Origin of the sequence: Pseudomonas sp. Z1-29 (assembly GCF_051131995.1) — a bacterium.
Classification (GTDB): Bacteria; Pseudomonadota; Gammaproteobacteria; order Pseudomonadales; family Pseudomonadaceae; genus Aquipseudomonas.
The window spans coordinates 2,537,528-2,559,127 of sequence record NZ_CP071645.1 but is presented as its reverse complement, the minus strand read 5'-3'; the positions used below and the strand labels follow the sequence as shown (position 1 = coordinate 2,559,127).

The following is a 21,600-nucleotide window of genomic DNA, read 5'->3' as shown; positions in this document are numbered from 1 at the left end:
GAATCATGAATAACCCACTGGCGCCCGTCCCGGGCATCCGCGTCAGCCTCTCGGAGCTGATCGAGATGCGCCATCGCGTGCGCGAAGTGCAGTTGTTCTCCACCCCTGGCCAGCGCAGCCCGCTGATCGGCCTGCACCATTCCAAGCTGCGCGGGCGCGGAGTGGACTTCGATCAGGTGCGGGTCTACCAGGCCGGCGACGACGTGAGGACCATCGACTGGCGCGTCACCGCCCGAACCCAGGAGCCCCACACCAAACTGTTCCATGAAGAACGCGAACGGCCGATCTTCATCATGATCGAGCAAAGCCACCGCCTGTTCTTCGGTTCCGGGCAGGTCTTCAAGTCGGTACTCGCCGCCCAGGCCGCCAGCCTGATCGGCTGGGCCGCGCTGGGGCACAATGACCGGGTCGGCGGCCTGGTGTTCGGCAATAACAGCCACTACGAGGTCAAGCCTCGGCGCAGCAAACAAAGCCTGCTGCAACTGCTCAACCGCCTGGTGCGCGTCAATCAGTCGTTGCACACCGAAGGCGAGTCGGACCGCGACTCCTTTGGTGTCGCCTTGCGCCGGGCCAGGGAAGTCCTGCGGCCCGGCAGCCTGGCGATCGTGATCTGTGACGAGCGCGCCCTCTCCGACGGTGCCGAGCAGCAGTTGAGCCTGCTGTCGCGTCATTGCGACCTGCTGCTGCTGCCGCTGTCCGACCCGCTGGACCACGCCCTGCCCGCCGCCGGCCTGCTGCGGTTTGCCCAGCGCGGTGAGCAATTGGAGCTCGACACGCTGAACCTGGAACTGCGCCAGACCTACCGCGCCCAGGCCGAGGCGCGCCTGGAGCGCTGGGAAATGCTGGCGCAGAAGCTGCGGATCCTGATGCTGCCCTTGAGCACTCAAGGCGACATGGTCGAACAACTGCGCGAGTACCTGAACCCCAAGCGCCCGGGGAAAACCCGATGAGCAGCCTCGATCAGTTGCAACCACTGATGGCGCCACCGACCATCGGCTTCTGGCCGCCCGCGCCGGGCTGGTGGTTGCTGCTGGTATTACTGCCATTGCTGGGCCTGGGCCTGTGGCACTTGCGCCGGTTCATTCCCGCCAAGCGCACCCAGGACCGCGCCGAGCAACCCCTGGATCCGGTGCGCCTGGCCGCGCTGGCCGAGCTGGCGCGGTTGCCCAAGCCCTACGACGGCGCGCCGGCCGGGGCCTGGCTGCAGCAACTCAACGGGCTGCTCAAGCGCCTGTGCCGCAACCATTACCCCTACAGCCAGAGCCATACTCTCAACGGGCGCAAATGGCTGGCCTTCCTCGACAACCGCTGCCCGGCCGCCGGCCTGACCCGCTGGATGATCCTTGTAGAAGGTGCCTACAAGCCCGAATGCAAGCTTGACGACAAAGCCATCGCCGGCCTGACGCAAGCGGTCGAGACGTGGATTCGCAAACATGTTTGAGTTCGCCTGGCCGTGGATTTTCGCCCTGCTGCCGCTGCCCTGGCTGATGCGCATGGTGCTGCCTGCAGCAGACAGTGGCGAACCGGCACTCAAAGTGAGTTTCCTCGAGGACCTCGAAGGGCTGGTCGGGCGCCGGGCCCGGGCCAATCTGCCGACATGGCGCCAGCAGGCGCCTTTCATCCTGCTTTGGTTGTTGCTGCTGATCGCCGCCGCCCGCCCGCAGTGGCTGGGCGAGCCGTTGCCGATTGCCGCCAGCGGTCGCGACCTGCTGGTGGCGGTGGATGTCTCCGGGTCCATGGATTTTCCTGACATGCAGTGGAAAGACGAGGACATCAGTCGCCTGGCGCTGGTCCAGCACATGCTCGGGGATTTTCTCGAAGGTCGGGAAGGTGACCGGGTCGGCCTGATTCTGTTTGGCAGCCAGGCCTACCTGCAGGCGCCGCTGACCTTCGATCGCCGCACCGTACGCCACTGGCTCGACGAGGCGCGCATCGGCATCGCCGGCAAGAACACGGCGATCGGCGATGCGATTGGCCTGGCCCTCAAACGCCTGCGGCAACGCCCGGCCAACAGCCGCGTGCTGATCCTGGTGACCGATGGCGCCAATAACGGCGGCGAAATCGACCCGCTGACTGCCGCCCAGCTGGCTGCCGACGAAAGCGTGAAAATCTACCCGATCGGCGTGGGTGCCGATCCGGAGCAAAGTGGCACGGCGGGATTTCTCGGCGTCAACCCCAGCCTGGATCTCGACGAAGCGACACTCAGGGAAATCGCTCAGATCACCGGCGGCCGGTATTTCCGCGCCCAGGATGGCGAGCAGTTGCTGGCGATCAAGACCACCCTCGACCAACTCGAACCGGTGACCCAGCAGCCGACCCAGGCCCGTCCCGCCCAGGCGCTTTATCATTGGCCGCTGGCCGTTGCCTTGCTGTTGAGCATGTTGCTGGTGGTTCGTGAGCGCTGGCCGGACAACCCCTTGCAACGCCTGTTCACCCAGCCGCTGTTTCAACCCTCGCAAACCTCTGAATGGCGCCAGCGGCTCAAGCGCCTGCGACTGCGGAGGCGCCGATGATCGCGCTCTGGCCGCATTGGCTGCGTCCCGCTTTTATCTTGCTGCTGCCCCTGTTGGGCTGGCTGCTCTGGCAACTGTGGCACCGACAGAAACGCGTGGGCCGCTGGCAAATGATCCTGCCGCCGGCGTTCCATGCCGTGCTGCTCACCGGTGGCAGTGGTCGCGAAAGCAAGCTGCCGTGGATCGCCCTCGGGCTGGGCTGGCTGCTGGTGGTGCTGGCCTTGCTCGGCCCCAGCTGGACGCGGGTCGAACAGACCAGCCAGAAACCCGCCGATCCGCTGGTGGTTATTCTCGAACTGACGCCAGAGATGCTCGCCACCGACGTCCCGCCCACGCGCCTGGAACAGGCCCGGCGCAAAGTGCTCGACGTGCTGCAGAACCGCAGCGACGCGCAGACCGCAATCATCGTCTATGCCGGCAGCGCTCATACGCTGGTGCCGCTGTCCGACGACCTGGCCACCAGCGCCAACCTGCTCGAAGCCCTGGCGCCATCGATCATGCCGCAAGGCGGCCACCGTGCCGACCTGGCCGTCAACAAGGCCATGGCGTTGCTGGACCAGGCCGGGCTCGGCCACGGCCGGATCCTGTTGATCGGTTCATCCCTGAACGAGCAGGAACGCCTTGGCATAAGCCAGGTGCTCGACGGTTCCGCCACTCGTTTGCTGATGCTCGGCATCGGTACGCGTCAAGGTGCGCCCGTGGCCCAGGAAGACGGCAGTTACCTGAAGGATGCCCAAGGCGCGATCCTGGTGCCGCGCCTGGACAGCCCAAGCCTCAAGTCATTTCTCGATGAGCTGGACGGCCGTTACCGTCCCGCGCACCTGGACGACAGCGACCTGCGCGGCCTGGGCCTGCTGGACGGTCCGCGCCGCCTGCGCAGCGATGGCCAGAAACTGCGCCTGGACACCTGGGCCGACCAGGGTTATTGGCTGCTGTTGCCGCTCCTGCTGCTGGCCGCCTGCGCCGGGCGTCGGGGCTGGCTGTTCTGCCTGCCGCTGCTGTTTGCGCTGCCGCAGACCAGCCATGCCTTCGAATTCGAGGACCTGTGGCTGCGCCCCGATCAACAGGGCCAGCACCTGCTCAAGCAGAAACGCCCGGCCGAGGCCGCCACTCGCTTCGAGGACAGCCAATGGCAAGGTGTCGCCCTCTACGAGGCCGGCCAGTACAGCGAGGCCGCCCGGCGTTTCGCTGAAAGCAACGATGCCCGCGCGCATTACAATCGCGGCAATGCGCTGGCCCGCAGCGGCGAACTGGAGGCCGCGATCGATGCCTATGAGCAAGCGCTGGAATTGCAGCCGGACCTGCGCCCGGCGCAGACCAACAAGGCCTTGGTGGAAAGCCTGCTGAAAGAGCAGGCTGCGCCACCGGACACCACCAAGCCTGACGAAAACCAGGACCCCGCGCCCACCGAGCAATCGCCGGATAGCGATACCCCGAATCAGTCGTCCGAGCCGGGCCAGCCTTCTTCCGAGGCGCCAGCGACGCCGGAGCAATCCCCGGCGTCCCAGGCGCCACCGACCCGCGCCGAGGACGTGCCCGGCAGCGAACTGCCCGACGAGCAGACCACCACCCCGCCACTGCGCCCGGCCGCGGGCCAGCGCAACGCCGAAGAACAGCGCCAGGCACTGGAACAATGGCTGCGCCAGATCCCGGACAACCCGGGCGAACTGCTCAGGCGAAAATTCTGGTATGAACAGCAAAGCCACCAGGCTCAGGAAAAACACCAATGACCCGCTTCACCGCCTATCTCCTCGTCTTGCTGCTCTGGGCTGCCGGGTCCCAGGCCGCGCAGCTGACTGCCAGCGTGGACCGCAGTCGCCTGAACTCCGGGGAGACCGTCGAGCTGACGCTGGAGTCCAACGATGCCACGCTGTTCGGCAAACCTGACCTGAGCCCGCTCCAGGCACTGTTTGATGTGCGCGGTACCCGCCAGGTCAACCAGTTGACCACCCTTGACGGCGAGAATCGCGCCACTACCCGCTGGATCGTCACGCTGCTGCCGCGTCAGAGCGGCACGGTGGTGATCCCGCCGCTGCAACTGGGCGAAGTCAGCAGCCAGCCGATCACTTTGCAGGTGATCGAAAGCGAAACCCGCAACGCCTCTGGCACCCTCGCGCCGGTGTTCATCGAAGCCAGCCTCGACCAGCGCGAGGTGTACGTGCAGGCCCAGGCCATCCTGACGCTGCGCATCTACCATTCGGTGTCGCTGTACGACGACAGCAGCCTGACACCGCTGCATATTCCCGATGCGCGCACCGAGCAACTGGGCGAATCGCGCACCTACGAAAAAGTCATCAACGATGTGCGCCACGGCGTCATCGAGTTGCGTTACGGCATCTACCCGCAGCGCAGCGGCGAACTGGCGATCCCGGCCCAGACCTTCAGCGCCACGCTGGTTGAACCAACGGCCCAGGGCACCGCAGCACCGGGCGCCAAACCCGGCCAGTTGATGCGCGTCAGTTCCACGCAACTGCAACTGACCGTCAAGCCCAAGCCCGCCAGTTACCCGGCCGACCTCCCCTGGCTGCCGGCGCGCAGCTTGTCCTTGAGCGAAAGCTGGAGCCCGGAACCGACTCACAGCCAGGTCGGCGATTCGCTCACCCGCAGCCTGACCCTGGAGGCGGAAGGCTTGACCAGCGCCCAGTTGCCGCCGCTTCCGCCTACCGAAATCAATGGCCTGCGGCGCTACCCCGACCAGCCGGTGCTGAGCAGCCGCAGCAGCGAGCGCGGCCTGGTTGGCAGCCGCGAGGACCGCGAAGCCCTGGTGCCCAATCGTAGCGGCACCATCGAGCTGCCGCCGGTGGAAGTGGTCTGGTGGAACACCCTGGAAGACCACCTGGACCGCACCAGCCTGCCGGCCCGGACCCTGCAAGTGGCGAACAACCCGAGCCTGATGGTCGACACACCCGCAGGCGCCACTCAGATCGTCACCACTGTCGACAGCGAAACCCTCTGGTACTGGCAACTCAGTACGTTGATCCTGGCCTGCACGACGTTGCTCGGCTTCGGCCTGTGGTGGCGCGCGCGCTGGCAACCGGCGATCCTGCGCTCGGCCCAGGCCGGGCCGAGTCCACGCACACTTCTGGATGACCTCAAGCGCGCCTGCCTGGCCAACGACTCGCACGCCACCCGCCAGGCGCTGGATGCCTGGGCTCGACAGCAACCGGAAACCTTGGCCGACATGGCGGCGCGTTTCGTGCCACTGTCCGACGCCCTCGACGGCTTGAACGGCGCCCTCTACAGCGAAACCGGCCAGTATTGGCAAGGGGAAGACCTGTGGCGGGCGATCCGGACCATTCCGCCTCTGGAAGGAGCGCCGGACGCTGCCAGTGATTCGAGCCTGCCGCCGCTCTATCCCAAATAACCCGGTTTTGTTGCGCAGGGCTGTTGTGGCAAGGGAGCAAGCTCCCTCGCCACAACAGCCGCGCCGGTCCATCCGACAAAGTTGGGCAGCCCCTCCCCAGCGTTTCCCAGTAAACTCTGCATTTTTGCGCCGCCTCTCCTCCCGCGGCCATCGTCTGTATTCTGGAGTCTGCCTTGCGTCTGTTTCACACCTCCGACTGGCACCTGGGGCAAAACCTCCACGGCCAGGATCGCGACTTCGAACACGCCTGTTTCCTCGACTGGCTGCTGCGTCAACTGGGCAGCGAAAAGCCCGATGTGCTGCTGATTGCCGGCGATATCTTTGACACCGTCAACCCGCCGGTCAAAGCCCAGGAGCGGCTGTACGACTTCATCGTCAGCGCCCACGAACAAAACGCCAACCTGACCATCGTCATGATTGCCGGCAACCACGACTCCGGCTCACGCATCGAACTGCCGGCGCCGTTGATGCGGCGCTTGCGCACCCATGCCCTGGGCCGGGTGCTGTGGCTGGATGATGGACAACTGGACGTCGAGCGCCTGTTGCTGCCATTGCCCGACGCCAAGGGCAAGGTCCGCGCCTGGTGCCTGGCGCTGCCGTTCCTGCGGCCGGCGGAAGTCACCGGCGCGCAGTTGGGGGATGATTACCTGCGCGGCATCGGCCAGGTCCATGAATGGCTGATCGCCGCTGCCAATGACAAACGCAAGAAAGGCCAGGCACTGATCGCCGTCAGCCATGCGCACATGGCCGGCGGCTCGGTATCGGAGGACTCCGAGCGCAGCCTGATCATCGGCAATGCCGAAGCGCTGCCCGCCAGCCTCTTCGGCCCGAGCATCAGTTACGTCGCCCTCGGCCACCTGCACAAGCCGCAGAAGGTCAATGGTGAAGAGCGCATCCGCTACAGCGGCTCGCCGATCCCGCTGTCGTTCTCCGAGATCGGCTATCAGCACCAGATCCTCGACGTCACCCTGGACGGCGAAACCCTGGTGAACGTCGAACCCCGGCTGATTCCCCGCGCCGTCAACCTGCAGCGCCTGGGCCCGGCGCCGCTGGCCGATATCCTCCGACAACTGAAGGACCTGCCGGACATCGACCTGCTGGCGGACGTGCAGCGCCAGCCCTGGCTGGAGGTTCGAGTACGCCTCGACGAGCCGCAGCCCGACTTGCGCCATCAAGTGGAGACGGCACTGCAAGGCAAAGCCGTGCGCCTGGTGCGCATTGCCGCCGAGTACGCCGGCACTGGCGGCTCCAGCGGTGTCGAGGACGGCACCGCGCTGGTCGAACTGGACCAGTTGAGCCCGCACGAATTGTTCAGCCGTGCCTGGCAGGACACCTACGGCAACGAAGTGGACGAACAGACCCTCAAGGATTTTGCCGTGTTGTTGCAAGACGTGCAGATGGAGAGCGAGCAGCCATGAAGATCCTCGCGATCCGCCTGAAGAACCTCGCCTCCCTCGCCGGGCCATTTGAAATCGATTTCACCGCCGAGCCGTTGGCCAGCGCCGGCCTGTTCGCCATCACCGGCCCCACCGGCGCCGGCAAGAGCACGCTGCTCGATGCTTTGTGCCTGGCGCTTTTTGGTGCGGTGCCGCGCCTGAACAACACCGGTCGTGACGCCAAGGTACCGGATGCCGATGGCGAGATCGCCACGGGCGATCCGCGCACGCTGCTGCGCCGTGGCACCGGTGACGGTTATGCCGAAGTGGATTTTCGCGGTATCGACGGGCGCCGCTACCGGGCTCGCTGGGAGGCCAATCGCGCCCGGGAAAAAGCCGGCGGCAAATTGCAGGCCAGCCGCCAGAGCCTGCGCGACCTGGACAATGACCAACTGCTGGCCAGCCAGAAAGGCGAATACAAGACCCAGCTCGAAGCCGCCTTGGGCCTGAACTTCGAGCAGTTCACCCGCGCCGTGCTGCTGGCCCAGAGCGAGTTCAGCGCCTTTCTCAAGGCCGACGACAACGACCGCAGCGAGCTGCTGGAAAAGCTCACCGACACGGCCCTGTATACGCGTCTGGGCCGCCGCGCCTTCGACAAGGCCAAGCAGGCCAGGGAAACCCACAAGCAGTTGCAAGACCAGGCCAACGGGGTCACGCCGCTGGCCGCCGAAGCCCGCGCCGAGCTGGACCAACGCTTCAACGACGCCCAGCAACTGCTCAAGACCCAGCAGGCACAGCTCAAGCAATTGGAACAGCAGCACACCTGGCTCAGGGACCTGCGCCAGTTGCAGGACGAACAGGCCAGCGCCGCTGAACAACTGCAACAGGCACAGGCCGATTGGGCTGCGCTGGCCGACGAACGCCTGAAACTGACACGCCTGGAACAATTGGCGCCCCAGCGGCACCAGTTCATCCGCCAGGCGGAATTGAACCGCCAGCTGGAGCCGCTGGCAGTCAGGATCCAGCAACTGACCCAGCAGCAAGTCGAATTGCATGAGCAACAGGCCGAACTGGAGAAGGGCCTGGGCGTGGCGCAATTGGCCTTGGCCGCCGCCCGCCAGCAGAGCGCCGACAACGCACCGCTGCTACGCCAGGCATTCGATGAACAGAGCAGCCTCGCCCGCCTGGCCAGGGAAACCGGCCAAGGCGCCGAACAGTTGCAACAGGTCCAACAGGCTTGCACCGACGGCCAGCGCAGCATCGACACCCTGCTCGAACAGCAACGGCAGGTTGATGAGCGCCTGCAAAGGATCGCCGGCGAACTGGAACAAAGTACCGATCTCGCACCGCTGGGCGATGCCTGGTCCGCCTACCGTGATCGCCTGCAACAGTTGATGTTGATCGGCAACCGGCTGAACAAGGGCCAGGACGAACTCGCGCTGCTGGAACAAAGCGCCACTCGCGCCGCCGATGACCTGGCAACCCGCCGGCAAAACCTCGAAGTGCTCTACAAGGAAGCCGGGGCCGAACCGCAAGCGGTGGCGGAACAGATCCAGTTGCTCGGCAACCTGCTGCAAGACAATCGCAAGCAACTGCGCGCATTCGAAGAACTGGCCCGGCTTTGGGCCAGCCAGCAGGAGCTGGACAAACGCAGCGCAGAGCTGGAGCGACGCCAGCAGCAAGCCTTGCAGGAGCGCGACCGGCTGGTGCGCGAAGGCGGCGAAGCCAAGGCCGAGCTGACCATTGCCGAACAGACCCTGACTGTCACCCGTGAACTGCTGGAACGCCAGCGCCTGGCTCGCAGCGAAAGCGTCGAGCAACTGCGCGAACAGTTGCAGGACAACCAGCCGTGCCCGGTCTGCGGCAGCGTCGAACACCCGTACCATCAGCCCGAAGCGCTGCTGCAAAGCCTCGGCCGATTCGATGAAAGCGAAGAGGCCAATGCGCGCAGAGTCGTCGACCTGCTCAATGAAAAAGTCATCGATCTGCGAGCGCAATACAGTGGGGTCATTGCCCAGCTCAAGGAATTCAAACAGCAACAGGAACAACTCGCCGCCCAGCAACAAGGCCTCGCGCCAAGCCTCGAAGCCCATCCGTTGTCGGAACAGTTGCTGGCTCAGGATCCAGACCAGCGCGACGCCTGGCTGGCCCAGCAAAACAGCCAGTTGAACCTGCGCATCAGCCAGGACGAACAACGCCAGGCCGCCCTGCTCACCCTGCAACAGGACGCCACGCGCCTGGCGCAGCAACTGCGCGAAGCGGAAACCGCCAGCCAGCAGGCGTCACTGCACCTGGGCAACCAGCAACAGGAAATGGCCCGCGACCGCCAGCGCCTGGACGAAGAGCTCGGGCATTTCAGTGCGCTGCTGCCGGCCGATACCTTGCAGGCCCTGCGCAGCGATCCCGCCGCGACGTTCATGCGACTCGACCAGCGGATCACCCAGCGCCTGGCGCAACTGGAACAGCAACGCGAAGAACTCGGCGAACAACTTCAACGCCAGCAAGCCCTGGAGAAAGAGCAGGACCGCCAGCAGACCCGCGTGCAGCAACTCGAAGCGGCGCAGCAGCAATTCAACGCACTGAATGAACAACAGCAGACCTGCCAGCAAAAACTCACGCAACTGCTGGGCGAACATTCCAGTGCCGAACAATGGCAGCAACAACTCGACCAGGCCCTGGAACAGGCCCGCCATGCCGAGGCAGCGGCCGGTCAGCAGCTACAGGAGTTGCGCAATACCCTTGTGCAACTGGCTGCCGAGCTCCAGGCCCGGCATGAGCAGGCCCAGTCGCTTGAGGCCGAACAGCAGACGCTCGCCGCCGGCATCGCCCAATGGCGCGTTTCTCATCCGGAACTCGACGACGCCGCGCTCGATGCCTTGCTCGGCCTCGGCGAGCAACAGGTCAGTCAACTGCGGCAACGCCTGCTCACCAGCGAAAAAGCCATCGAGCAGGCCCGCGTCCTGCTCACCGAACGCGAGCAGCGCCTGCACAACCACCAGGCCCAACACAACGGCAATTTGCCGCCTGAAGAACTGACCCAAGCCTTGGCGGTGCTGCAGGAGCAGTTTGCCGCCAGCGAACAGCGCTGCGCCGAGTTGCGTGCCGAACAGACTGAAGACCAGCGTCGGCAGCATGCCAACCAGGCCCTGGCCCGACAGATTGAGCAGGCCTATGCCGAATATCAGCGCTGGGCGCGCCTCGACGCCTTGATTGGCTCGGCCACCGGCGACCGCTTCCGCAAACTGGCCCAGGCGTACAACCTCGACTTGCTGGTCCACCATGCCAACGCCCAGTTGCGCCAACTGGTTCGCCGTTACCGGCTCAAGCGCGGCGGCAGCATGCTTGGCCTGCTGGTAATGGACACGGAAATGGGCGATGAACTGCGCTCGGTGCATTCGTTGTCCGGCGGCGAGACCTTCCTGGTCTCCCTTGCCCTGGCGCTGGGCCTGGCTTCGATGGCGTCCAGCACGCTGAGAATCGAATCGTTGTTCATCGACGAAGGCTTCGGCAGCCTCGACCCCGAATCGCTGCAACTGGCGATGGACGCCCTCGACGGCTTGCAGGCCCAGGGGCGCAAGGTCGCGGTCATCTCCCATGTGCAGGAAATGCACGAGCGGATCCCGGTGCAGATCCAGGTCCGTCGCCAGGGCAATGGGCTTAGCACGCTGGAGGTGAAATGAGCCGCGCCACGCTGTACTCCTTCCGTCGCTGCCCCTATGCCATGCGCGCACGCATGGCGTTGCGTTACAGCGCGGTCGAACTGACGATCGTCGAAGTCGGCCTGAAGGCCAAGCCCGCCGAGATGCTTGCACTCTCGAGCAAAGGCACGGTGCCGGTGTTGCAGGTCGATGGCCGGGTGATCGATGAAAGCCTGGAGATCATCAACTGGGCCTTGGCCCAACACGATCCGCAGGACTGGCAGCTACGGGACGATGCCAAGGCCCAGGCGTTGACGGCAGCGTTGATCGAGGAAAACGACCAGGTATTCAAGCTTCACCTGAACCGCTACAAATACCCGGAGCGGCATCCCGAATACACGCAGGAACACTACCGCAGCGAAGGCGAAGTTTTTCTGCGCAAACTGGAAGGACTGCTTGAAACCCGTCCGTTCCTGGCGGCGGAGCATCAGAGCCTGGCCGACGTGGCGGTGATGCCCTTCATACGCCAGTTCGCCCATGTCAATCGCGACTGGTTTGCCCAGGCGCCCTATCCGCGGCTGCAAGGTTGGTTGCAGAAATCCCTGGATTCCGAGCTGTTCGTAGCGATCATGGCCAAGTGAGCTGCATCGCCGTCGTGGCGAGGGAGCTTGCTCCCGCTGGCCTGCGCAGCAGGCCCATTCGGTCTACACCCAAGGCGTCTGCTGCGCAGCCGAGCGGGAGCAAGCTCCCTCGCCACAAAAGCCCGTAGATCCCTTCAAGCGGCGACGCTGCACATGCGCACCACCGCGCAATCAACCTGAAACGGCCCAAACTCAGCCACCCTCGGCGTCGACGGCGGATTACCCACCAACACCCCCAATGCCCTGGCGGTGAGGATGTTATGGGCGATGTTGTGGTTGCACTCGATCGTCCGCGCCAACGACCCCGCCGACGCCTGCCCCAATCCAAGCAACGAAAACCCGTTGGTGATAAACGCCAGGAAGGCAATCACCCAGAACCTGCATCTGCTCATGCGCCGACAGCCCCTTTGCCTGCGCCGCGTTCGGCGGCGACAGTGGAAACCGACGCATGCAGCGATGCATCAACGAAGCCTTGGTATTGGGCGCCGACGCTGACCACCAGCACCAATGCGACGTAAAGGCCGATGGCGATGTAAGCGCCGTGTCTGGCGGAAGAAAGGATTGCGCGGGCCATGGGGTTCTCCGTGGGCATGTTTCGATGCCCACAGAATCAATCAAATAAACCGTTATGAATAGCGACGATTATGCATAGTCACCATCAGGTTTATTGATTGATGAAACCCTGAAATCAGTCGTTGACCAAGCTCAACAATCGCTCGCGAGCCACTTCCAGCTCTCCAGGAATTGGCTGGGCCGCCGAGACAATCGGAGTGGAGTAGAGAAACAGCAGCATCACTGCCAGACGCATCGCCATGGTGTCGATCCTTATTGGTAAGGAGTCAATTAACTAGCGTCAAATTTAAACACATGGCCATGTGATATCACAACGGGATTTTCTGCCCACGCACGAAACCTGCGATCTTTTCTCTCCGCTGGCATCCAGCAGGAAATGAAAAGATCGCAGGCTTCAGGGTCAGCGTGATTCAGTGTTGGGTCTTGTGATCCAGTGCGGCGTAGAAGTTGGCGCTCTGTTGCAGGTATTTCTCAGTGTAGCTCTGGGTGCGGTTTTTCTTGTCGCTGATTTCGATGCTGGCACTGGCTGGCAATGCCACGGTAGCAGAGATAGCGGAAGCGGCAATAACGGAGAAGAGATTCAGATTCATGGCGGTAGTCCTCGGATTCAGTTTGCTGATTTGCCCGGTGGGGCCGTGAAGCAAACTTACGCGCCGAGGCGTCTCGTCTTGAAATGCTTTGTAATACTAGCGACTATCAGTCTTGTTGATACAACGGCGAAGGCCCCGTAAATCGGGGCCTTCAGCTTATTGACGAACCATGAATTTCAAGTCGCTCGGCGCATCCATCGCCAGCTTCTGGACGGTTTTACCCAGCAGGCCGGTGTTCGGATCACGCTCGATGATGACGATCTGGTTGCTCTTCTGGTTGGCCACCAGGACAAATTTTTCACTCGGGTCGAGGCTGAATTCCCGAGGATGGTCGCCCTCGACAGAGCGCCGCTGAAGTTCTTTCAGCGTGCCAGCCGCCGGGTCGATGGCAAACACCACCAGTTCGTTGGTGGTGCCCCGATTGCTGACGTACAGGAACTTGCCGTCCCTGGACGCATGCAGCGCTGCCGCCGCTTTACCCGGCTGGGGCTTGCCGGCGGCGAGGTCGACCAGTTGACGCTGGGTAAGGCGGCCATCCTGGTAGTCGAACACCGCAACCTGGGCGGTCATCTCCATGGTCAGCCAGGCGTGCTTGCCATCGTTGCTGAACAGCAGGTGACGCGGCCCGCTGCCCGGCGGCAACTGCACGAATGCCGGATCGGCAGGCGTCAGCGGCAGCTCGGGGTTGGCTTTCGGGTCGTAGCGGTAGACGAATACCTTGTCCGCCCCCAGGTCGTTGGCAAACACATACTTGCCGTCCGGCGAAGGCACCGCCGAATGCACATGCCCCGACTTCTGCCGCTCAGGGTTGACCCGACTCGGCTGATGACTGCCCGACTGCACCACCGGCGCGAGCTTGCCATCCGCCCCCACTGGCAGCACGACCAAGGTGCCGCCCGGGTTTTCCAGAACGGAATAATTACTCACCAGCAGATGCTGGCCGTCATGGCTCAGGCTGGAATGAGTCGGCTCGTTGCCCAGGGACTGGACCTGATTGATCAGGCTCAGTTCATGGGTCTTGGGGTTAACGGCGTAACTGCTGACCTTGCCCACCGGGTCTTTCTGGCCCGGGCCGTTTTCGTTGACCACGAACAGCCGGCTCAGGTCCTTGGAAAGGGTCAACCAGGACGGGTTGTCCGTCTTGATCACCTGCAGGGGCTTGGCGTCGAGCTGGCCGGTCCGGCTGTCGAACTGCATGCGGTAGATGCCCTGGCTCTGGTCCGCCGTGTAGGAGCCCACCAGCAATTGATAGTGTTCGGCGGTTTCTGCCTGGACGCCCATGGCGCCCACGCTGCCGGCCATCAGCAATGGCCAGAAACTACGCATCTTCATGCTCGGAGTCCTCGTCGTCGTGGCCGCTGGTCGCCTCCACGCATTCCAGATGGTGATCGCCCGAATCACTGGTGATGACCCAATGTTTCGAGGCTGTGTCGAAAGTCGCGGCCTGCATCTGTGCCGGCGTGAAACGCCAATGCTCGAGGGTGCGGCCGTTCATGCATTCGACGTGCAGTTGGTCCTGCTCGTCGAGGGAAAAATCGAAAGCGTGCAGCCCGTCGATGATCAGCATGTCGCAGTGTTCGAGGGCGTGCAGCAGAGTGTCGGTCGGGGCAGTCATAGCGATCAGTCAGTCATTGGGAAAAGCGGCATGATAACCCAATGTCAGAGTGGAGCTTGGGCCATAAGGTTCGAAAGCGGTGCTGGCCGACCTATCGCTTTCGCGAGCAGGCTCGCTCCCACAAAGGATTCATACCCACCAGAAATCCCCTGTGGGAGCGAGCCTGCTCGCGAAAAGGCCGGCGCATTCAACATGAATGCAACGGCCTGTTCAGCTCCTCAGAGCGCCTCGCGCCCCGGCACGCCATCTACCAGCCGCAGGATCCCCAGCGGGTTGGCGTTCTTCAACGGCTCTGGCAACAGGCTGTCGGGGTAGTTCTGGAAGCACACCGGACGCAGGAACCGATCGATCGCCAGCGTGCCGACCGAAGTGCCACGCGCATCGGACGTCGCCGGGTAAGGCCCGCCATGGACCATCGAATCGCAGACCTCCACACCAGTTGGATAACCGTTGAGCAAGATGCGGCCGACCTTCTGCTCCAGCAGCGGCGTCAGTTCGCCGAACCGTTCGAAGTCTGCCGGTTCGCCAATGATCGTGGCGGTGAGCTGGCCGTGCAGGCCATGCAGCGCAGCGCTCAATTGCGCCTGGTCCGCCACTTCGACAAACACCGTGGTCGGGCCGAAGACCTCTTCCTGCAACGCCTCGTCACCGTTGATCAACAGGCTGGCGTCAGCCTTGAACAATTGCGGTTGCGCCTGGTTGCCTTGCTGCTCGCGACCGGCCAGGTGTTCGATGCCTGGGTGGGCCAGCAATTTTTGCAGGCCTTTGCCGTAGCTTTGCAGCGTGCCGGCATTGAGCATGGTTTGCGGCGCCTGGTCGCCGATCAGCGCAGCCACCTGCTGGGTGAAGGCAGTGAACTCAGGTGAGCGGATACCGATCACCAGGCCAGGGTTGGTGCAGAACTGACCGCAGCCTTGCACCACCGAGGCGGTCAGGTCGCGAGCAACACTTTCGGCGCGCGCTTGCAACGCCTGCGGGAGGACGATCACCGGGTTGATGCTCGACATCTCGGCGAAGACCGGGATCGGCTGGGGCCGCGCGGCCGCCATGTCGCACAGGGCACGCCCGCCTTTCAGGGAACCGGTGAAGCCGACGGCCTGGATCGCCGGATGCTTGACCAGCCACTCGCCGACGCCACCGCCGTAGATCATGTTGAACACACCGGCCGGCATCGAAGTCTTTTCAGCCGCGCGAATGATCGCATCGGCCACATGCTCGGCGGTGGCCATGTGGCCACTGTGGGCCTTGAATACCACCGGGCAACCGGCGGCCAGCGCGGCAGCGGTGTCACCGCCAGCGGTGGAGAATGCCAATGGGAAGTTGCTGGCGCCAAACACGGCCACCGGACCGAGACCAATGCGGTACTGGCGCAGGTCCGGGCGCGGCAGCGGCGTACGCTCCGGCAAGGCCCGGTCGATGCGCGCGCCGTAGAAATCGCCACGGCGCAAGACCTTGGCGAACAGGCGCATCTGCCCGCTGGTGCGGCCGCGCTCGCCCTGGATCCGTGCGGCCGGCAATGCGGTTTCGCGGCAGACCACGGCGACGAACTCATCACCCAAGGCGTCCAGCTCATCGGCGATGGCATCGAGAAATTCGGCCCGGCGCGCCGCGCTCAGGCTGCGGTAGGTTGGATAAGCCGCCGCGGCGGCCTTGGCGGCGGCGTCGACTTCTTCCGCCGTGGCCTGGACGAAATCATGCGGCAAGGCCTCGCCGGTGCTGGCGTCGAAACTTTGCAGGCGAGTCTGGCCGGCCGCGCTGCGGGCGCCACCGATGTAGTTGTGGCCAAGGATCTGATTCATCGCAAGTCTCCTTTTAAAGTGTGCCGATAGTACCTGGGTTGAACACCGCGTCTACCGGAGCAATGCCGTTGATCAGCGGTGCGCCGAATTCGGCCTGGCTGATTTCGAACACGTCCCCCGGCTGGGTGCGGATGCCGTCGGCGAACGACAGCGTCGCGGTGCCGAAGAAGTGAACGTGCACGTCCCCGGGGCGCAGGAACTGACTGTACTTGAAATGGTGGAACTCGAGGTTCTCGAGGCTGTGGCACATGTTCGCCTCGCCGCTGAGGAATTCGTTCTGCCACAGCACTTCGCCGTTGCGCAGGATACGACTGGTCCCGGACAGATGTTGAGGCAGTTCGCCCACGCGAAGTTCCGGGCCGAAGCTGCAACTGCGCAGTTTCGAATGGGCCAGGTACAGATAATTCTTGCGTTCCATGACGTGATCGGAAAATTCGTTGCCCACCGCAAAGCCCAGCCGATATGGCTTGCCGTCGTGACCGATGACATACAGGCCGCTGATTTCCGGCTCCTCGCCAGCGTCTTCGGCAAAGGGCGGCAGCGGGAACGGATGGCCGGGACGGACGACGATGCTGCCGTCGCCCTTGTAGAACCATTCCGGCTGAACGCCAGCCTGCCCGGCGGCGGGTTTGCCGCCCTCCACGCCCCATTTGAAGATGCGCATGGTGTCGGTCATGGCGCTCTCGTCGCCAGCCTGTTGGTGCATCTTGTCCCGGGCCGAGGCGCTGCCCAGGTGAGTCAGGCCGGTACCGCTGACCAGCAGGTGCGCCGGGTCCGGGTGATCCAGCGGCGGCAGGATGCGCAATTCGCTCAGCAGTTGCGCATAGTCATGGCTCGCTCCCAGGCCCAGGCCGTCGACCTGTTGCTCAAGCTTGACGCCCGCCTCGATGGCGGCCAGCGCCAGGTCGCGCACCGTCGTGGCGCCCTGCACTTCGCGCACCTGCTCGCCGTCAACTACACCGACGCGGCGTTCGCCGTTACTCAATTCGAACTGAACTAAACGCATGGGTTTCTCCCTGTAAACAAAACTTGAATATGAACGCCGAATCGCTTTGCAGGCTTTTTGTGGCGAGGGAGCTTGCTCCCGCTGGGGGGCGAAGCCCCCCTACTTTCAGGCGCCGAGTTCATTCAGGCAAAACACATCGCCCATATTGCGACTGCTGCGCAGTCGAGCGGGAGCAAGCTCCCTCGCCACAAAAGCTGCAATAAATCAGCTACGCGTCGCCCCGCGGGCGCTCGCCGCGAACTGGTCAGCCGGCAATACGTGCTTGCGTTCGAGCAAGCGATAGACCACCCCGGTCAATACCAGGCCGAACACCATCACGCACGACAGGAAGTACAGCCCGGACGCCAGGTTACCGGTGTATTCCTTCAAGGCGCCGATCACGAACGGGCCGATATAGCCGCCCAGGTTGCCTACCGAGTTGATCAAGGCAATGCCCGCCGCCGCGCTGGCACCGGCGAAAAACCGCCCCGGCAAGGTCCAGAACACCGCCGTGCAGGAAAACAGTGCAAACGCCACCAGGCACAACGCCGCCAGTTGCAGCACCGGCACGGTCAACCAGGCGCTGAGGAACAGACCGATGGCGCCCAATACATACAACACGGCCAGGTGACCGTAACGGTCGTTCAGGCGGTCGGAGCTGCGAGGAATGATCAGCAGGCCAATGATGCCGAAGATATACGGCACGGAAGAGACAAAGCCGGTCACCAGGTCACTGCCGCCGAACTGCTTGATCAGCGTCGGCAGCCACAGCCCCAGGCCGTAGATGCTCAGGGTCACCGGCAGGTAGAACAGCGCCAGCAGCAGGACGCGCTTGTCCTTGAGCGCATGCAGCGGGTTGCCATGACGGGTCTGGCCGTATTCTTCCAGGTCCTTTTTCAGCTCACCGGTCAGCCAGTCCTTCTCGGACTGGTCCATCCATTTGACCTGTTGCGGGCCGTCCGGCAGATAACGCAGCACCGGCCAGGTCAACAGCACCGCCGGCAGGCCGATGACGATGAACAACCACTGCCAGCCGTGCAGGCCGAGGATGCCGTCCATGCCCAGCAAGCCACCGGAAACTGGGCCGGTGATCATCATCGCAATGGGTTGGGAAAGAATGAACAGCCCGAGGATCTTGCCGCGATGGCGCACCGGGAACCACTGGGTGATGTAATACAGCACGCCCGGAAAGAACCCGGCTTCGGCCGCGCCCAGCAGAAAGCGCATCACGTAGAAACTATAGGGCCCCTGCACAAAAGCCATGCCGATGGTGATTGCGCCCCAGGTGATCATGATCCGGGCAAACCAGCGCCGCGCACCGAAGCGCTCCAGCATCAGGTTGCTGGGAATCTCCAGGAGGAAATAACCGATGAAGAACAGGCCCGCGCCGAGGCCGTAGGCGGCGTCGCCGATGCCGATGTCCGCGCCCATGTGCAGCTTGGCGAAGCCCACGGCGGAGCGATCCACGTACGCGATCAGGTAAAGCAGGATCAGGAAGGGAATCAGTTTGAGTGTGATGCGACGTATAAGCCGCAATTCCTGGCTCATGGGACCGGTCTCCGATTGTTGTTGTTATAGAACCTCGGGGGATTTCTCTCGCGAATGACCGCCAGGACAACCCCTCCGTTAAATCGGACTATATAGTAATACTATTTACCCAACAACACTTCCAAACGGCGTAAATTGCGCTTATGTTACGCTTCAGCTCGAACAATATAGTCATACAATAAGAGAATCGATCATGTCTGATAAGAAACCCTCCCTGCGCTCGGCCCAATGGTTTGGCACCGCCGACAAAAACGGCTTCATGTACCGCAGCTGGATGAAAAATCAGGGCATCGCCGACCACCAGTTCCATGGCAAGCCGATCATCGGTATCTGCAACACCTGGTCGGAGCTGACACCGTGCAACGCGCATTTCCGGCAGATCGCCGAGCACGTCAAGCGCGGCGTGATCGAGGCCGGGGGCTTTCCGGTGGAATTCCCGGTGTTCTCCAACGGCGAATCGAACCTGCGCCCCACCGCCATGCTGACCCGCAACCTGGCGAGCATGGACGTGGAAGAGGCGATTCGCGGCAACCCGATTGATGGCGTGGTACTGCTCACCGGTTGCGACAAGACCACTCCGGCCCTGCTGATGGGCGCCGCCAGTTGCGACGTGCCGGCCATCGTCGTCACCGGCGGGCCGATGCTCAACGGCAAGCACAAGGGCCAGGACATCGGCTCGGGCACCGTGGTCTGGCAACTGAGCGAACAGGTCAAGGCCGGCACCATCACCATCGATGACTTCCTCGCGGCCGAGGGCGGCATGTCCCGCTCGGCCGGTACCTGCAACACCATGGGCACGGCGTCGACCATGGCCTGCATGGCCGAGGCGCTTGGCACTTCGCTGCCCCATAACGCGGCGATCCCGGCGGTGGATGCGCGCCGTTATGTGCTGGCCCACATGTCCGGCATGCGCGCCGTGGAAATGGTCCGCGAAGACCTGAAGCTGTCGAAGATCCTGACCAAGGAAGCTTTCGAAAACGCCATCCGCGTCAACGCCGCCATCGGCGGTTCGACCAACGCGGTGATTCACCTCAAGGCCATCGCCGGGCGCATCGGCGTGCAACTGGACCTGGACGACTGGACCCGCATCGGTCGCGGCATGCCGACCATCGTCGACTTGCAGCCGTCCGGGCGCTTCCTGATGGAAGAGTTCTATTACGCCGGTGGCCTGCCCGCCGTGCTCCGTCGTCTCGGCGAAGCGAACCTGATCCCCCACCCGAACGCACTGACGGTGAACGGCAAGAGCCTCGGCGAAAACACCAAGGACGCGCCGATCTACGGCCAGGACGAAGTCATTCGCACCCTGGACAACCCGATCCGCGCCGACGGCGGCATCTGCGTACTGCGCGGCAACCTGGCGCCATTGGGCGCAGTGCTCAAGCCGTCCGCGGCCACCGCCGAACTGATGCAGCATCGCGGTCGCGCGGTGGTGTTCGAGAACTTCGACGAGTACAAGGCGCGGATCAACGATCCGGAGCTCGACGTGGATGCCGACTCGATCCTGGTCATGAAGAACTGCGGGCCGAAGGGTTATCCGGGCATGGCCGAAGTCGGCAACATGGGCTTGCCAGCCAAACTGCTGGCCCAGGGCGTGACGGACATGGTGCGTATTTCCGACGCGCGCATGAGCGGCACCGCCTACGGCACCGTGGTGCTGCATGTGGCACCGGAAGCGGCGGCCGGTGGGCCTTTGGCCGCGGTGAAAGAAGGTGACTGGATCGAACTCGATTGCGCCAGCGGCCGCCTGCACCTGGACATCCCCGACGCCGAACTCGCCGCGCGCCTGGCCGACCTGACGCCACCGCAGCAATTGCTGGTCGGTGGCTACCGCCAGCTGTACATCGACCATGTGCTGCAAGCCGACCAGGGTTGCGACTTCGACTTCCTGGTGGGCTGCCGCGGCGCCGAGGTGCCGCGTCACTCCCATTGACGCCCCATCCCCCCTGTGGGAGCGAGCTTGCTCGCGATGGCGTCGGATCAGCTGGTATCACTGCTGACTGATCCACCGCTATCGCGAGCAAGCTCGCTCCCACAAGGGGGTTGAGTCAGCATTGAAAATCGCACTAGCGACCCGCCCTCGCCGCGCCTGCTATCATGCGCAGCACCCCTCGCACACAGGATCGCGCCGCTCCCCATGGATTACCGCAAACCCTCCGATCGCAAGAGCATGCACGCGCGCATCGTCCAGGAACTGGGCATGCAGATCGTCTCTGGCCGCTTCAAGCCCGACGACAAACTGCCCGCCGAAGCCTTGCTGTGCGAAGAATATGCCGTCAGCCGCCCGGTGCTGCGCGAAGCCACGCGCGTGTTGGTCGCCAAGGGCCTGGTGTATTCGCGGCCGCGAGTGGGCACGGTGGTCAAGCCGCGTCGGGAATGGCATATGCTCGACCCCGATGTGCTGCACTGGCTGATGCAGAGCAGCCCGCAGAACGAGTTCTTCGGACTGCTCACCAGCGTGCGCAGCATCATCGAGCCGGCCGCCGCCGCCCTCGCCGCGCAATTCGCCACCGACGCCGACATCGCCGCCATTAGCGAAGCCTACCAGCGCATGGAAGCCGCCCCGACCCCGGAAGCCCTCCTGCAACCGGACCTGGACTTTCACAGCCGCATCGCCGACGCCACCCACAACGACCTGCTCGCCAACCTTTGCAACATGCTGTCGGTGGCCATCGCCGAAGCCCTCAAGCACTCCAACCAACGGCCCAACCTGCACGAGCTGGCGATGCCACGGCACAAGGCGATCCTCACCGCCATCGAGAACCGCGATGCCCTCGGCGCCCGCCATGCCACGCTGGTGCAACTGGATGACGCCCGCAGTGCGCTGAATGTCGTGCTGGGCAGCGATCCCGCCTGATTCACCGCCGATTTTACTGGAGCCCTTCACAAACCTGCACGCCTGGCATTCAAGGGTGCGGTACCTATGTACCGCACGCCTGGGACAGTCATGGCGATACTGCG

General features: G+C 63.7%; 19 protein-coding genes. 10 read left to right on the top strand and 9 right to left on the bottom strand.

Annotation, left to right across the window (positions count from 1 at the left end; translation table 11 throughout):
• The first annotated feature begins 5 nt into the window (after positions 1–5).
• The 8 genes from J3P84_RS11825 to J3P84_RS11790 all read left to right on the top strand — a co-directional run bounded on the left by J3P84_RS11825 (position 6) and on the right by J3P84_RS11790 (position 11,532).
• Positions 6–950, top strand: a complete 945-nt coding sequence (locus tag J3P84_RS11825) for a DUF58 domain-containing protein (protein WP_434573652.1) — start codon at positions 6–8, stop codon at positions 948–950.
• A complete protein-coding gene (locus J3P84_RS11820; protein WP_434630348.1) occupies positions 947–1,441 on the top strand; it encodes a DUF4381 domain-containing protein in 495 nt (164 codons plus the stop codon). Before J3P84_RS11825 ends, J3P84_RS11820 begins: the two co-directional genes overlap by 4 nt.
• Positions 1,434–2,513, top strand: coding sequence for a vWA domain-containing protein (locus tag J3P84_RS11815; RefSeq protein ID WP_434630346.1), 1,080 nt, complete (start codon positions 1,434–1,436; stop codon positions 2,511–2,513). Before J3P84_RS11820 ends, J3P84_RS11815 begins: the two co-directional genes overlap by 8 nt.
• Entirely contained in the window at positions 2,510–4,243 is a 1,734-nt protein-coding gene (locus J3P84_RS11810; RefSeq protein ID WP_434630344.1) for a tetratricopeptide repeat protein, read from the top strand. Before J3P84_RS11815 ends, J3P84_RS11810 begins: the two co-directional genes overlap by 4 nt.
• Positions 4,240–5,877 (top strand): BatD family protein, encoded by a 1,638-nt coding sequence (locus tag J3P84_RS11805; RefSeq protein WP_434630342.1) that lies wholly within the window; start codon positions 4,240–4,242, stop codon positions 5,875–5,877. The genes J3P84_RS11810 and J3P84_RS11805 overlap by 4 nt, the downstream gene beginning before the upstream one ends.
• Before the next feature lie 173 nt (positions 5,878–6,050).
• Positions 6,051–7,295, top strand: coding sequence for an exonuclease SbcCD subunit D C-terminal domain-containing protein (locus J3P84_RS11800; protein ID WP_434630340.1), 1,245 nt, complete (start codon positions 6,051–6,053; stop codon positions 7,293–7,295).
• Complete coding sequence (locus tag J3P84_RS11795) at positions 7,292–10,933, top strand: AAA family ATPase (protein ID WP_434630338.1); 3,642 nt, start codon at positions 7,292–7,294, stop codon at positions 10,931–10,933. Before J3P84_RS11800 ends, J3P84_RS11795 begins: the two co-directional genes overlap by 4 nt.
• Positions 10,930–11,532: a glutathione S-transferase gene (locus tag J3P84_RS11790; RefSeq protein ID WP_434630336.1), complete on the top strand. Its 603-nt coding sequence runs from the start codon at positions 10,930–10,932 to the stop codon at positions 11,530–11,532. The genes J3P84_RS11795 and J3P84_RS11790 overlap by 4 nt, the downstream gene beginning before the upstream one ends.
• A 134-nt stretch (positions 11,533–11,666) precedes the next feature.
• Here J3P84_RS11790 and J3P84_RS11785 read toward each other — a convergent pair whose 3' ends face one another.
• From J3P84_RS11785 to J3P84_RS11745, 9 genes are all read right to left on the bottom strand, one after another.
• A complete protein-coding gene (locus tag J3P84_RS11785) occupies positions 11,667–11,924 on the bottom strand; it encodes a hypothetical protein (protein ID WP_434630334.1) in 258 nt (85 codons plus the stop codon).
• Entirely contained in the window at positions 11,921–12,106 is a 186-nt protein-coding gene (locus J3P84_RS11780; protein WP_434630333.1) for a hypothetical protein, read from the bottom strand. The genes J3P84_RS11785 and J3P84_RS11780 overlap by 4 nt, the downstream gene beginning before the upstream one ends.
• Positions 12,107–12,220: 114 nt before the next feature.
• Entirely contained in the window at positions 12,221–12,346 is a 126-nt protein-coding gene (locus tag J3P84_RS11775) for a hypothetical protein (RefSeq protein WP_305500469.1), read from the bottom strand.
• Positions 12,347–12,515: 169 nt separating this feature from the next.
• The gene (locus tag J3P84_RS11770; protein ID WP_018611529.1) at positions 12,516–12,695 is read right to left on the bottom strand and encodes a hypothetical protein; all 180 of its coding nucleotides are present in this window, start codon (positions 12,693–12,695) and stop codon (positions 12,516–12,518) included.
• A 156-nt stretch (positions 12,696–12,851) separates the two neighbouring features.
• Complete coding sequence (locus tag J3P84_RS11765) at positions 12,852–14,027, bottom strand: lactonase family protein (protein ID WP_434630331.1); 1,176 nt, start codon at positions 14,025–14,027, stop codon at positions 12,852–12,854.
• The gene (locus J3P84_RS11760) at positions 14,014–14,310 is read right to left on the bottom strand and encodes a DUF5629 family protein (protein WP_305500466.1); all 297 of its coding nucleotides are present in this window, start codon (positions 14,308–14,310) and stop codon (positions 14,014–14,016) included. Before J3P84_RS11760 ends, J3P84_RS11765 begins: the two co-directional genes overlap by 14 nt.
• A 218-nt stretch (positions 14,311–14,528) precedes the next feature.
• Positions 14,529–16,109, bottom strand: a complete 1,581-nt coding sequence (locus J3P84_RS11755; RefSeq protein WP_434630329.1) for an aldehyde dehydrogenase (NADP(+)) — start codon at positions 16,107–16,109, stop codon at positions 14,529–14,531.
• Between the two features lie 13 nt (positions 16,110–16,122).
• Positions 16,123–17,115 carry an AraD1 family protein gene (gene araD1, locus J3P84_RS11750; protein ID WP_434630327.1) on the bottom strand — a complete coding sequence of 331 codons (993 nt, stop codon included), beginning with the start codon at positions 17,113–17,115 and terminating at the stop codon, positions 16,123–16,125.
• A gap of 204 nt (positions 17,116–17,319) precedes the next feature.
• A complete protein-coding gene (locus tag J3P84_RS11745; protein ID WP_434573625.1) occupies positions 17,320–18,642 on the bottom strand; it encodes an MFS transporter in 1,323 nt (440 codons plus the stop codon).
• A gap of 193 nt (positions 18,643–18,835) precedes the next feature.
• Between J3P84_RS11745 and J3P84_RS11740 the strand changes: the two genes are divergently transcribed.
• Together J3P84_RS11740 and J3P84_RS11735 are read left to right on the top strand one after the other, a co-directional pair.
• Positions 18,836–20,572, top strand: a complete 1,737-nt coding sequence (locus tag J3P84_RS11740) for an IlvD/Edd family dehydratase (protein ID WP_434630324.1) — start codon at positions 18,836–18,838, stop codon at positions 20,570–20,572.
• 204 nt (positions 20,573–20,776) lie between these two features.
• Positions 20,777–21,496 (top strand): FadR/GntR family transcriptional regulator, encoded by a 720-nt coding sequence (locus J3P84_RS11735; protein WP_434573623.1) that lies wholly within the window; start codon positions 20,777–20,779, stop codon positions 21,494–21,496.
• Positions 21,497–21,600: the final 104 nt, after the last annotated feature.